The following is a 12888-nucleotide window of genomic DNA, read 5'->3' as shown; positions in this document are numbered from 1 at the left end:
AGTTCAATCTGGGTACGCTTCCCTAATGGCAACGAAGTCATCCCAATGCTCAAGGAGTAAATCGACGAGCTTGGGTTCAAAATGTTTGCCGCGTTGCGCGAATAACTCATGACGGATATCGTCATCTGTCCACGCTTCTTTGTAAGACCGTTTAGACCCTAGCGCATCAAATACATCGGCCAAAGCTGAAATGCGCCCGCTAATCGGGATTGCCTCTGCGGCTAGCTGGTTAGGATAGCCACTGCCGTCCCACTTTTCATGATGTGTGGCTGCTATTTCCTTGGCTTCTAAGATTAATCGCCGCTTTGAATGGCTCAGTATTTCTACGCCATATTCAACGTGTTTTTTCATGATGTCCCACTCCTCTGCATTGAGCTTACCGGGTTTATGTAAAATCGCGTCAGGAATGGCGACTTTACCCACATCATGCAGCGGTGAGCTATGTTTCATCAGCATCGTTTTTTGTTCATCCAGCCCATACAGCTCGCCCAGTTTTTCACAAAATAAAGACACACGTTGTACATGAGCGCCGGTTTCTTTACTCCGCGCTTCAACGGCATTGGCAAGGTTGTACACCAGCTCTTTGGAGGTTTCGCGAAGATCCACCATGAGGCTGAGGTTCTCAAAGGTTAAACCAATGTTCTGCATATATATTTTGAGTAAATGCTGATCTAATTCCGAAAGAGTTTTCGCGTGGTTGACGTACAACAGAAATTCGACATCCTCATCATCACGATGGAATAGAACAAACCCATCATCAAACTGAATACTCGTCCGAGTTTCGAGGGCTTGTTTGCATCGCGCTGATACAATAGGAGGCAGTTTTTCAAACGCGCACTCGGTATAGCAGTCCACATATTCACCGGTCGCGGCTAGGGTTAACGCTCTTGTTTCTTCGGCGCCAGGGCGTGGTTGTACCACGCAATAAAAGGCAGAATCGTGAATATAAAGCAGAGAGGTAAGCTGTTCTAACACCGCAGTGGCGTAATGTTGAAGATTAGTGGTGTTCTGTACATTGGCTGATGCCTCAATCACGCGCTTAAGGCCTTGCTTTTGTTCTTCTATCGTACATAGATCGCGGTACGAGCGGAGCATCGAGTAGAGTAAGGTTTTCAACTTTTGTGTCGTCAGCTCGGTTTTTTCTTTGTAGTCATCAATGTCATAGTCACGAATCACGCTATCTTCTGGCGCCTGACCTGCTTGACCTGTGCGTAGCACTAGCCGAATAACATGATCGTTCATCTCGTCACGGATATAGCGCACCAGGTCAAGTCCAGCGTGTTCGGTTTCCATCACCACATCGACAAGCGCTAAGGCAATGTCCTGCTCTCGCTGTAAAATCTCTTTTGCTTCCTGACCTGATAAGGCAGAAAGCAGCTCTAGCGGGCGTCCTTGAAAAGTGAACCCTGTCAGCGCTAGCCGTGTCACTTCATGCATCAGATCATCGTCATCAATCAGTAGTATACGCCATGGCGTTGCCGCCGACGCTGTATTTGTGTCAGTAGACTTGGGCGCTGCGCCGTCACGTTGATCTGCAAACAAGTCCATTCAATTCGCCCCTATTAGCGTTTATCTCAATTAGTTAAAGCCTAGTGTAGGTCATTAAAAGTTGCGAGGTGAGAATGAGGATTTGGATGTTGAACGTAATATTCAACTCTTTAGCTTGTTACATTTATCTGATCTGGCGCAGGCAACCCGCTACCATGCCTGTTAAGCTGTGAGTGCGATACAATAACAGTGACCGTAAGCTTAGGTTTGTTGCAGTATGTGGTCTGTTTTATAGCCAGTTAACAACAGACTGAGTAACCCTTTCACAAAAATGTTGTGATGGACCTATCAGTTGTTTGGCGCCCATTTTGCCGGGCGTCAGGAACACTGTTTTACTGAAATTATTATTAACACATTATGACGGACTAACAAGGCAGTTATGTTTAAAAAACTTTCCCTCAAGCACAAGCTGGCGGTCTCTGCCGGGCTTGCCATTATTATCGGTGGCTTTCTGGTCGAGGCGCTTTCTTTTAGAGCCTCTTTGTCGCGACTCGATACAGAAGTGGCGCAACGACTAGAGAGTACAACAGCGTCGTATAATCAGTATGTGTCGGATTGGGTGGCATCCAAAGAGCGAGCCATGACATCACTGACCCGCGAAGCGGATCCAGACAACATGGTTACTCACCTCAAACAGGTTCGCGATTCGGGCGGATTTGATAATGTCTTTCTCGCGTATCCGGACGGTAGCCAAGATAATGCCAATGGGGTGGTGTTGCCGCCGGGTAATGACGACCCTAGAAAATGGGGCTGGTACACCAATGCCAAGGCTTCGCCGTCTAATGTGTTTATGGATAATCCAACGGTAGCTGCAGCAACGGGGGCGAATGTTGTCTCATTGGGTAAAGCATTGCAGTTTAATGGGCAAACCTTGGTGTTGGGCGCAGATGTAGAGATTGGCGATATCATCGAGGGCTTGGAGAAAGTTATTTTGCCTGGTAGTGGTTATATGTTTATTGCCAACCAGGATGGCAATATCTTTACTCATGCGAACACCGATCTGCTTAATCAATCCATCAGTGAACTAGGGTTATCGTTTAATACGATAAAATCGGCGATGAATTCCGGTGGGAGTGTCACCGCTGAGGTAGGCGGCGCTGAAAGTGTCGTTTACGCAAAAGCGATCAAAGATACCGACTTGATCACGGTGACCGTCATTAATTACGACTCCTTAGTGGCACCACTGTTTGATGCAGTGTGGGGACAAATTGCGGTCACTATTGCGGTTGTTATTGCATGTACGCTGTTATTTAACTTACTGGTTAATATACTGTTTAGGCCGTTAACCAATGTTTCCAACGCGTTGGAACAAATTGCTCATGGTAGCGGTGATCTTACGCAACGGATTGAGGTAGAAAGCGACGATGAAGTGGGGCAGTTGGCAAAAAACTTCAACACTTTCGTTGGCAGTATGCATCAGCTCATCAGCCATATTCGTGAACAAGCGCAGCAGTTGACCTCGCAATCAGATAGCAGTACGGAACGCGCTCACCGTAACGTAGATGATATTAATCAACAGCAACAAGAAGTCACTATGGTAGCCACGGCGGTTACTGAACTGGCCTCCGCCACGCAAGAGATTGCTTCTCACGCGGAGCACACGGCCAGTACAGCGCAAGCGTCGACGGAGAGTACCGATAACGGGCGTGCGGTGGTTGAAAATACCAAAACATCGATCACACGCTTATCGGATGAACTCAAGCAGGCGAGCACCATCGTTGCCGAGTTGGACAAACACTCGCAAGAGATTTCAACCGTATTATCGACCATTCAAGGTATTGCCGAGCAAACCAATCTGTTGGCATTGAATGCGGCGATCGAGGCGGCACGTGCGGGTGAACAAGGTCGCGGTTTTGCGGTGGTAGCCGACGAAGTTCGTATCTTATCGCAACGTACACACGCCTCCACAGAAGAAATTAAATCAACGATCGAGACCTTGCAAACCACAACTGCTAGCGCTGTGTCGACCATGGAAAGCAGTTCATCCCTGGCGGGCGATTCGGTTGCTGATGTTGATAAAGCTACTGCGGCGCTGAGTGAAATTGATGCGGCGGTAAATCAGATAAGTGATATGGCGACGCAAATTGCCACGGCAGCGGAAGAGCAGACTCATGTCACGAGTGAAATCACACAGAATATTACCTCAATCAAGGATGTGTCTGAGCACTTAGTACACAGCGCTAACGATACCTCACAAGAGGCGGATAATCTGCGTCATCAAGCCACCAAACTGAACGACAAAGTCTCGACCTACAAGCTGTAGGTTCGATGGTTTATTGGTGTTAAGCTAATCACGTAGGCCAGCGTTCACCTTGGTACCAACATGGTGAACGCTTTTTTTTGAAAAAAATGCAAAAAACAGGGAACTTCTGAGACAGTAGTCAGTCACAAAGGGTACTGAAGCAATTAAAAAAGGTTTTATGTTAACCCTACTGCGACATTTTCGTACATCTTTTATCTTCTTTCTACTCGGCATCGGTTGCCTGCTCGCTTTCAACCTTTCCACACCACAAATAGCTGCAAACAGTTCGATACAAGAGCTATTCGCCTTCATTCCTCTTGCATGGTTGTTTTTAGGCATGAGTGCTGTCACCTTCTTCTTGAATATGGTGCAGACGATGCTGGGGATTAAACGCCAACACATTGACTGTTAATGCCATCGATTATTAATACCAAGGTCCAGAGGAAGCAAATGATACAGCGTAATGGCCGAGAGCTGGATATTGATATTGGTAATAAGCATTTTGCGATTCAGCGTCGTTATGAAGCCTTTGGTGCATTTAACGACCTGTTGATTGCGATCTGGTTTTTGATTGGAAGCTTCTTTTTTCTCAATGATGCATTGATAGAAAGCGGCACCTGGCTCTTTATCGTCGGGAGTGCGCAGCTTCTGCTCAAGCCGAGTATCAAATTAACAGGATTGGTGCACGTCTCACGCGTGCAGCAACGTGTTCAAAAGCAAGGTGTTCAAAAGCAATGTGTTCAAAAGCAACGTGTTCAAAATAACTGATGTTCATATGTGAATCACAGATATATTGAAGATGATAAAAAAGGCGGGTAAATGCTCCCGCCTTTTGTTTTTCTATGCGTTAGCCGAACACCTGTAGCTGAAGGGCAACAAAGAAGCCAATCGATATCCCGACGACTAATAACGTTGATAAACGGGTGCACGCTAAGCCAATGGCAACCATCGCGCCTAGCAAATAAGGGTTGGTAGTAGAGATAGCCAGTTTATCTTCGGGAAAGAAGACAATCGGCACCCACAGCGCGGTCAATACCGCCGGTGCTGAGTAGGTAAGCAGCCGTTGCAATCGAGGACCGATGCGCACAGGCACACTGCGTGCAAGCAGAAGGTAGCGCACGGAGAAGGTGATCAACGCCATGGCGACGATCATTAACCAATAGTTCATGATGTCATCCTCCTAGCGGGTAGCGATTCAGCGAGCAACCCCGACGCCATGCCAATTCCGGTTGCCATAATCAGCGCATGAGGGATCTGGTAATAGGTAAGTAGCAACATGCTTAAACCGCTCGCTAAGGCGCACAGTAAAACGGGCCGTGTTTTTATACTGGGTACCGTGAGCGCGATGAATGTTGCCGCAATGGCAAAGTCGAGCCCAATGGCCTCCAATGCTTTAAGTTGTGACCCCGCCAAAATGCCCGCTAAGGTGGCAAGATTCCAACCGATGTAAAACGCCGCGCCGGTATAAAGGGCATAATGTTTAGAAAACCTATCGTGCTTGCGAGTATGTGCGGTTGAAAGTGCATACATTTCGTCAGTCAATAAGAAGCCAAGGCCGAGGCGCCACTTGAGAGGCAAAGGGGTAATGTACTGACGAAAGTGTGCGCCATATAACAGGTGGCGTGCGCTGATCACCAAAGTAGAGCCCAACACGGCGGGTAGGCCAGCCGCACTGCCAACCATCATGGTGCCGGACAACTGCACTGCACCCGCGAAAACGAGTAATGACATCGCCTGTGTTTGCAAGGCACTAAAGCCCATTTGCAGCCCTAATGAACCACATAAAATTCCCCACGGGAGAACGGCGAGGCAAAGCGGACTAACATCGCCTAATGCTCGCCATAGCGATGCTTTGGGAGCATGCAGCTCTTGTGCAGCGTTATGCATAGGTCACCTTCTTGTTGTGTTTTTCGTCTAGTCTAACCGACCCAATGATAATGATGGTTAGGTTTTTTGGCGACGAGCCCCTCTTTTTGCAATTGAGTAAAAAGCGCATCGACAGTGTCTTGGCTTAGCGCATACTCAGTGCTTACCGCTTTTTTACTACAGCGTATCGTTTTGGCAGCAAGTGCGGTTTTTATATCGGTATAAGGGAACTCAAGCGTCTCATCATTAGGCGTTTCAGGCAAGGAGGTTGCTTGGTCTGAGGCCGTCTGGGTCTCGCTCGATGTTGCAGGTGCAGTCGCGTTTAAAGGACCGCTGTGTGGGTGATGGTACCAGTGGCGAAAGCGTTGTTCCTCACCGATGACGCCAACAAAAAAAGCCGCGAATAAATCTAATAATACTGAAAGAAATATCACCAGCCAAGATTGGGCCTGATCAGTGCTCACCCCTAAGGTATTGGCGAGATTACTGATGAGTCCTAAAACAGAGCCTTGAGCCACCGCCGGTAAACTGTCACGCGTTAATGCCAGTTGTTGTTGTTCTTTGCGCAACTGGGTGTTTTCCCGTTGTAGCCGTGCTACACCTGTCGCAATTCTATCTAGTTCAATATACCGTTCAGCGGCCTCGTTATTCAGTGCAATTTGCTGCTCAATTGCTTCAATTTGGCGGTCATAAGCCGCGACCTTGGCTTGGCCTTGTTGCTGCTCACTCTGTGCTGCATTCGTGGCACTGTTAATGCCGCCGATGCTACCGCCAATCGAGATTAGAGCCAAAATGAGATAAAAACCGAGTGCCGAGGCGGCGCCAGTATAGTTACCGTGGGCACGACGTTCGCCAAACTCATACCAAGCATAAAACTTACCTGCTTCAAAAATGACAGCAAGCGCGCCAAACAACCACTGCATTAACGGGTTGTCATCAAGCGAGAGAAATAAAAGGAGCGAGAAAATCGTTGAGGCCACAATCGCGGCACTGGTAAAGCTGTAAACACTCACTATCGAAAAGCGGCCCTTTGGGAAACGATAGGTATCTCGAGGGAAAGGCCCGGCAACTGGATTCATGCTGTCTTTTTATCCTGACGAAATGAAGAAGTCGCAAAGCCTAGCGCAGATCGTGGCGTTTGTGTGTTAGTCAGGTGTGAAAATTCGAATGAACGCCTGATTCCTCACCAACCTGCGTTAAAAGGCATCGTCAGTGAGAAAAAGACATCGTCAGTTTGGTGAACCAAGGTGTGATTTGCCCTGTTACTGTCAGGATACCGGATATCTAAGTATAAAAGTGGCGGGATCAATTTTTTACCGATTTACGCTTTACGAGACGCGTGTGTCTGTCACTATCAATGGCATAGTAGCAAATATGATAAAAGGTTGATCGTTGTCAGCAAATGATTGAGTGAATGGGCAGCGATATTCAACAAAGAGGAGAGAAGGTTTGGAGCAACGGATCCTAGCATGCGTCGATGGCCCGCATTATTCAAAGCCAGTGGCAGCGTTGAGCATTTGGGCGGCAAGCCGTCTGTCTGTACCCTTAACACTACTCCATGTGCTGGATAAATCGTCTCGCCAGCCGGAGCCTGAACTATCCGGTAACTTAGCTGCAGGCAGTCGAGAGCAACTATTACAAGAATTGGTTGAGCTAGATGGTCAGCGCGCTAAGCTCGAAATGAAGCATGGGAAAGTGCTACTTTCTGAGCTGGCAGACGACGCCAAAGCGAAGGGGTTGAATGATGTTAGCACCTTGCAACGTCATGGCAACCTGGTTGAAACCTTGCTTGAGCTGGAAGCGCAAACGCGTGTCTTGGTGCTGGGAAAATCTGGTGAAGTGCATCAAAGTGATGCTAGAGCCATCGGTTCACAACTTGAAAGTGTCGTGCGTTCAATTAAGGCACACACGCTGATTGCTAATGGTGAGTTCTCGACACCTGACAGTTATTTGCTCGCATTTGACGGCAGTGACATCAGCGAAAAGCTGGTGGAGAAGGCGCTCGTCACCCCATTATTAGCGGGAATGACTTGTCACTTAGTGATGGTAGAAGATTCGCAAGAGAAATTGGCTGCTTTTAAACGGGCGGCTGAGCGATTGCAAGCGGCAGGCGTCAATGTTGTGCAAGCGCAACTCACGGGTGAAGTACACCGAGCAATCTTAGATTATCAAGCGTCAAATCAAGTGGATATGATTGTGATGGGGGCGTACGGGCATTCAAAACTACGTCAGTTCTTTGTCGGAAGTAACACCACCAAGCTGCTGATTGAATCGACGGTACCCATGTTATTGATTCGCTGAGGGCTGGGCAGAAGCGAGCCTTCGTCACTGACAGAAAAATAAAAACCCGCATCAAAGCGGGTTTTTTTGATCTTGGCTGTATCGCTATCAGTACTTAAAGCGTGTCGTAAACATAAACTGATCGCCATACCACTCGTTAACCCGGTATGCCGCGCCTAACGAGAACAGTTCGGTTGCGTGGAATCGACCGTAAGCAGAGCCAAATGTATCTTCTTCATCATCCACGGTGAGTAGGCCGATTTCACCGCCCACTTCAACTTGTGGCCCCAACCATTGGCGAATACCAAGATTGATTTCTAAACCCACATCGCTATTGAAGTTCTCTTTGTTGACGCCGCGCGCAAGCAATTCACCGGTTAAGTCTGCCCAGTTATTGATCGGTGCATGAAAACCAATCCCTGCAGCGGTATCCCAATCCGAATCAAACTCGGTATCTGCTTCAACACGAATGTGCGCATTAGGGTGAATAGACATGCTAAATCCTGCACCATAGGTGAGGGGGCTAACACCGACACGTCCTTCCAAGTAATCGTAACTAAAATTACTCATGGTGGTGAGGTTGGCGTCTTCTTCATTGGCCACGGCGCTGAAAGAAGCCAACGCGACAATCGCGCTAGCTAAAAGAGATTTACGCATTATCAATTCCACTTGTTATTGGTGTTGAAGTCATTCTATAAGACGATTGCGCGCTGAAACAAGCACATCCGCCCGTCATTTAGGCTTTTTTACGCATTTCTGACCCAATGCGCGGTTATGGCAATAAATTGGGGCTATTCGCCGTCCATATTCCATTTGTTGCGGTTAATCGCCTCCACGACACGCGGGGTATCGAGTACGCTAGCCCAAGGGAACAAATTGGGTTCGTGAGCAACTACATAGCTGGTTAACTGATCGGTCACCACGCTCACTAAGGTGTCTTTCTGCCACGGTTTTGCGAGATAATAGTGCAAACTGGCATGATTCACCGCTGATACTGTATCTTCCAGCCCTGCTTGACCCGTGAGTAAGACCTTGCGTGCCGAAGCGGTTTGAGGCTGATTAGCCAGCTCAATGAGAAAATCGACGCCTAATTCACCTGGCATAATGTGATCACACAAGATAAGTGCCAGTTGTGTTCCTTCCGTGGCCATATCGCGAATCACATCGCGTGCCTCGGAAACGGACTCGGCGGCTTCGACCTCAAAGTGATCGGTAAAACCTTGCAAATCGTCTATCACGCTATCGAGTACATCGCGTTCATCATCCACACATAAAATTAAATATTGGCTCATGCTTGAGGCTCCTTATTAGCAGAGGCGGGGAGTGCTATGGGCAAGGTGACTGTCATCGTGGTGCCGTTCCCGAGTTGGGAGCGGACCTGAATATCGCCCCCTTGCTGATGAACAATGGTTTGACACATGGTCAGGCCAATACCCAAACCAAAATGCCCCTCGCGCTTGGTGGTGTAGTTCAACGCGAACATTTTTTCTTGCTGTTCTTGCGTCATTCCTATCCCCGTATCCGTCACCGATACTTGAATCATGCCAGATGCTTGGTCGTTAAGGGTTTTAACTGTCACGGTAAGTGTGCCCGGCTCTGGCATCGCATCCAGTGCGTTGGCAATAAGGTTGGTCCAAACCTGTGCCAAAGCTGATGGCTGAGTGATAATGTCAGGCACCCAGTCATAGTACTTTTCTAGTTGGTGTGGTTTGAGTCGGTGCTCGAATAATGTCAGGGTGTCATCAATGCTTTCAATAATATGAGTACGCTGGCGCTGCTCACTGTCTTGGCGCGCATAGGTGCGTAAGCTTTTGACGAGATCGGCGATCCGACCTGCACATACATGATTAGAGCGTAATAGGCGACCACAACGGGCGTATTGCTTCCAAGTCGCCAATTCAGTGTCAAAATGTGATCCCAAACGTTGTTGCCAGTTGGTCACCGTATCTTGTTGATACAGGCCAATATTCACCAGGTCTCGTGCTGTGCGTTTACTCCCGGTCAATTCACTTAACGTACGTGTATGTGTTCGCGCGGTGGCGGTTGATAGCGGGGTGCTGTCGCGGTTGTTTTGCAAAAGGGTAAGGGCTTGTTCGCGGCTGGCAGCATCAAGGGGCGTTTTTGCGACGTGCTCTAAAGCGTCGGCAAGTGCGTCGCTATTACGTAAAATCGCGGAAACAGGGTTATTGAGTTCATGTGCGACACCGGCGACCAGCTGGCCCAGGAGCGCCATTTTTTCTTTTTCTAACAACTGGCGATTGGCCTCATCCAGCGAAGCGAGTGTTTGCTGTAGCTGGATTTCGGTATCAATGCTGCGCTTTAAGCGTTGGTTAAAATGCAATAGTAGGTATTGAATAAACAGGGGTAACAGCTCTGAGCGGCTGGTCATTATTTTGCTAAATAGCGTATGGTCGATTTTGATCACTCGGGTGCGAGTGAGTGTGCGCCCAGTCGAGAAAGAGACCTCGCCAGTGACAAACGACATGCTACCAATCAAACTGCCGGCAGAGAGGGTAGAGACATGGTGCACTTGCCCTTTATCGTCGGTTTTATAGAGCCCAACGTCGCCTTCGGCAATAAACCATAAAAATGCGTTATCTTGGTTTTCTTTCGTGAGTACATGGTTGGCGCTGTAGGTTCGGCAGGCACGGCTTTCGTCATTGCCGTCAAAAAAGGCATAAAGGCCAGCAATCACTCGGTCGGCAATGTCTGCTTTATTGCTTTCGGCTGGCGCGAGCAATTGTGACTGAAATTGGTTTATCTCACGTTCGACTTGCGCATCCAGTAAGGTGCGATGATCCAGCACTTCGCTATAACGCAATAAATCGTGTTGGCAATGCCGCAAGACATAGGTTGTGAGTTCTTTCTCTGCAACCCGCTGTAATTCATCTGCTCGCCACGGCTTGTGCATGCAATAATTTAACCGACCCTCATTGACTGCCTGCAAAATGACATCGTACTGCGGCGCTTCGCTGAGCAAAATAGTACGCGCCCCTTTACTGGCGGCATGGTTGTCAACGTTGACTAATAAATCAATGCCATCATTGTTCCCAGGCGCGTTATGACAAATCAATAACGCCACCTGTTGCTCGTTCGCTTTCAAATCATGTAACAACGCATAGGCATCATCAGGGGTGTCAGTACTGCATAGATCAAAGACATCGCGAAACGGCGCGAGGTCGTGAGAGAGCTTTTCCACCGCGAGAGGGTCTTGGTCAATGCACAATATCACATAAGGGTTCATACACTCTGCCGATTTGTCGCGAATTCGCTTTGATTATAGGCATTTATTCGCTTCAATGATGCGAAATAGTCGACATTCATGAACATATCCTGCTAAACCTCGCAACTTGAATGCGCGCGCCCATCGTGATCCTGTATGGCGCTTAATACATCGGCAGTCAGCTGGCTAAATCAGCGACTACAATATGAACGTCGGCATGATGCGTGTGTTTATCGTGACCTATTCGATGGATAGACAAATGATGCTTGCTGACTGACTTAAACCTGTATCCCAATCTATTAGTATATTATCGTCAGCGTCCATTTTTGGTTACACTAATGGTTTTCGTGTCCTTGGAGCAAAAAAGACATGTTTTTAGGAAAGTATGGCGCCATTGCCGGCGGCCTTGCGGTGGTTGCGTGTTGGCCATTTGCAACGGGTCAAATTGCACATTCAATGTATGAGCGTGAAGTGGATCAACGCACAACCGCAGATTTTACGCTCGAGGAACAGAGCTATGAGCGAGGCTACTTAAGCTCACAAGCGGTTACGCGTGTCCAGTTTAAGGGCGAGAGTAAAGTGTTATTGGAGCAGTCAGGGTTGCCGGTTGCCTACGAGATCACATCAGAGATATCTCACGGTGTATTGGGGGTCTCGTCGAGCAATACCTTGGTAATGACCCCAGAGCTACAACAAATTACTCAAAAGGTATGGCCAGGTAATCCGACACCGGTTCGCTTAGACCTTGATACGCTGCTGACCGGCGCCTCTGACTATCATCTGACGGTGGCGCCTTTCTCGCTTTCGGAGTCAAACAGTAATCTAACCGCAAGTGAACTGAGTGTTAAAGGCGAGATTGACCGCAAAGGACGCGGTAAAGCAACCTTCTCACTGCCTGCTCTCGCCTTTAATGATGATAATGGCCAGCAGTTGAAAGTTGATACCATCACAGGGAGCGGCCAAGGTTATCTGCAAGAGGGATTATGGATTGGTAATCAGTCGCTCTCGATTGAGCAAGCGCAGCTAGATAACGGCAATGGTCAATCGGTCCAGCTTGCTCAGGTTGAGCTTGAAATTGGCAATGAGCTGGTTGAATCGGCGTCAGCGCGGTCGCTGAATAATACCAATCAACTCACCGTTGGTGAGATAACGTTGCCAGATCAAACCCGTTGGCGCAACTTGGTGGTAGCGTTAGATGCTAACCACCTTGATTATACGGCTATGTCTCAGATCGCATTGCTATCGTCACAGTGGCAAGAGGGCCAGGCGCCGGGAAGTGCGTCTGCGATGGAACAAGCCGTTGTGGATTTGTTGCAGTCGGGGTTATCGGTTAATTTGTCGCCGGCAAGCCTGACGCTTCCAGAAGGGGACGTTAGCGTTGATATGCGCCTTGAGCTAAGCGGTGGCGACGCCACGGGTGAGTTTGGCCTGAATCAGCTGGTGAGTCAGTTGTCTGGCAATCTAGATGTGGCGGTACCAAACGTGTTGCTTTCACGGTCGCCATGGCGAGAAAAAGTCAGTAACTTATCCAGTGCGGGGTTCGTCACGCAGTCGGAAAAAACAACCACGCTTACCGCCCGGATTGAAGGTAATCAAGTGGTTGGATCGAGCGGCAATACAGTACCTTTAATGCAGTTTGTTATGTACCTGCTGTAGCCAACGGCTGTTATCGTTAACGTGCAATAGCTTGATGTGTTGACAGCTTGACGTGTCAACAGCTGGACGTGCC

At 48.5% G+C, this 12888-nt stretch carries 12 protein-coding genes; 5 read left to right on the top strand and 7 right to left on the bottom strand.

The features are described 5' to 3' along the window. Nucleotides 1-3: 3 nt before the first annotated feature. A complete protein-coding gene (locus BZG81_RS05230) occupies nt 4-1548 on the bottom strand; it encodes a DUF3369 domain-containing protein (protein WP_077676889.1) in 1545 nt (514 codons plus the stop codon). Nucleotides 1549-1927: 379 nt separating this feature from the next. Between BZG81_RS05230 and BZG81_RS05225 the strand changes: the two genes are divergently transcribed. From BZG81_RS05225 to BZG81_RS05215, 3 genes are all read left to right on the top strand, one after another. Continuing rightward, a complete protein-coding gene (locus BZG81_RS05225; protein WP_077669883.1) occupies nt 1928-3811 on the top strand; it encodes a methyl-accepting chemotaxis protein in 1884 nt (627 codons plus the stop codon). A gap of 157 nt (nt 3812-3968) precedes the next feature. Beyond that, complete coding sequence (locus BZG81_RS05220) at nt 3969-4202, top strand: DUF3955 domain-containing protein (RefSeq protein ID WP_021022767.1); 234 nt, start codon at nt 3969-3971, stop codon at nt 4200-4202. Between the two features lie 38 nt (nt 4203-4240). Beyond that, on the top strand, nt 4241-4558 hold the full coding sequence (locus BZG81_RS05215; RefSeq protein ID WP_077676888.1) for a YrhK family protein: 318 nt from the start codon (nt 4241-4243) through the stop codon (nt 4556-4558). A 79-nt stretch (nt 4559-4637) separates the two neighbouring features. On the opposite strand, the gene BZG81_RS05210 is transcribed toward BZG81_RS05215, so the two are convergent. The 3 genes from BZG81_RS05210 to BZG81_RS05200 are packed head-to-tail and all read right to left on the bottom strand — an operon-like array spanning nt 4638 to nt 6735. After that, nucleotides 4638-4958, bottom strand: coding sequence for an AzlD domain-containing protein (locus BZG81_RS05210; protein ID WP_021022769.1), 321 nt, complete (start codon nt 4956-4958; stop codon nt 4638-4640). Next, complete coding sequence (locus BZG81_RS05205; protein ID WP_077461281.1) at nt 4955-5677, bottom strand: AzlC family ABC transporter permease; 723 nt, start codon at nt 5675-5677, stop codon at nt 4955-4957. Before BZG81_RS05205 ends, BZG81_RS05210 begins: the two co-directional genes overlap by 4 nt. A 32-nt stretch (nt 5678-5709) precedes the next feature. Then, a complete protein-coding gene (locus BZG81_RS05200; RefSeq protein ID WP_077676887.1) occupies nt 5710-6735 on the bottom strand; it encodes a Preprotein translocase subunit SecY in 1026 nt (341 codons plus the stop codon). A 370-nt stretch (nt 6736-7105) separates the two neighbouring features. Here BZG81_RS05200 and BZG81_RS05195 point away from each other — a divergent pair, with 370 nt between their 5' ends. Then, a complete protein-coding gene (locus BZG81_RS05195; RefSeq protein ID WP_077576532.1) occupies nt 7106-7957 on the top strand; it encodes a universal stress protein in 852 nt (283 codons plus the stop codon). Nucleotides 7958-8044: 87 nt separating this feature from the next. On the opposite strand, the gene BZG81_RS05190 is transcribed toward BZG81_RS05195, so the two are convergent. The 3 genes from BZG81_RS05190 to BZG81_RS05180 all read right to left on the bottom strand — a co-directional run bounded on the left by BZG81_RS05190 (nt 8045) and on the right by BZG81_RS05180 (nt 11168). After that, the gene (locus BZG81_RS05190; protein ID WP_021022772.1) at nt 8045-8593 is read right to left on the bottom strand and encodes a hypothetical protein; all 549 of its coding nucleotides are present in this window, start codon (nt 8591-8593) and stop codon (nt 8045-8047) included. A gap of 134 nt (nt 8594-8727) precedes the next feature. Next, nucleotides 8728-9228, bottom strand: a complete 501-nt coding sequence (locus tag BZG81_RS05185; RefSeq protein WP_077676886.1) for a response regulator — start codon at nt 9226-9228, stop codon at nt 8728-8730. Then, complete coding sequence (locus BZG81_RS05180; protein WP_198533628.1) at nt 9225-11168, bottom strand: ATP-binding protein; 1944 nt, start codon at nt 11166-11168, stop codon at nt 9225-9227. Before BZG81_RS05180 ends, BZG81_RS05185 begins: the two co-directional genes overlap by 4 nt. Nucleotides 11169-11528: 360 nt before the next feature. Between BZG81_RS05180 and BZG81_RS05175 the strand changes: the two genes are divergently transcribed. Beyond that, on the top strand, nt 11529-12815 hold the full coding sequence (locus tag BZG81_RS05175) for a DUF945 family protein (RefSeq protein ID WP_077576535.1): 1287 nt from the start codon (nt 11529-11531) through the stop codon (nt 12813-12815). The last annotated feature ends 73 nt before the right edge of the window (nt 12816-12888 follow it).

The sequence above is a fragment of the Salinivibrio sp. MA607 genome (assembly GCF_001996245.1).
GTDB classification, from domain to species: domain Bacteria; phylum Pseudomonadota; class Gammaproteobacteria; order Enterobacterales; family Vibrionaceae; genus Salinivibrio; species Salinivibrio costicola.
This window is presented reverse-complemented; position numbering and strand designations above follow the sequence as displayed.

Bases quoted from the DNA above. Each gene is read 5' to 3' on its own strand.
- BZG81_RS05190 (WP_021022772.1), bottom strand. From the start codon at position 8,593: ATGCGTAAATCTCTTTTAGCTAGCGCGATTGTCGCGTTGGCTTCTTTC.
- BZG81_RS05215 (WP_077676888.1), top strand. From the start codon at position 4,241: ATGATACAGCGTAATGGCCGAGAGCTGGATATTGATATTGGTAATAAG.
- BZG81_RS05185 (WP_077676886.1), bottom strand. From the start codon at position 9,228: ATGAGCCAATATTTAATTTTATGTGTGGATGATGAACGCGATGTACTC.
- BZG81_RS05210 (WP_021022769.1), bottom strand. From the start codon at position 4,958: ATGAACTATTGGTTAATGATCGTCGCCATGGCGTTGATCACCTTCTCC.
- BZG81_RS05205 (WP_077461281.1), bottom strand. From the start codon at position 5,677: ATGCATAACGCTGCACAAGAGCTGCATGCTCCCAAAGCATCGCTATGG.
- BZG81_RS05230 (WP_077676889.1), bottom strand. From the start codon at position 1,548: ATGGACTTGTTTGCAGATCAACGTGACGGCGCAGCGCCCAAGTCTACT.
- BZG81_RS05200 (WP_077676887.1), bottom strand. From the start codon at position 6,735: ATGAATCCAGTTGCCGGGCCTTTCCCTCGAGATACCTATCGTTTCCCA.
- BZG81_RS05225 (WP_077669883.1), top strand. From the start codon at position 1,928: ATGTTTAAAAAACTTTCCCTCAAGCACAAGCTGGCGGTCTCTGCCGGG.
- BZG81_RS05220 (WP_021022767.1), top strand. From the start codon at position 3,969: ATGTTAACCCTACTGCGACATTTTCGTACATCTTTTATCTTCTTTCTA.
- BZG81_RS05175 (WP_077576535.1), top strand. From the start codon at position 11,529: ATGTTTTTAGGAAAGTATGGCGCCATTGCCGGCGGCCTTGCGGTGGTT.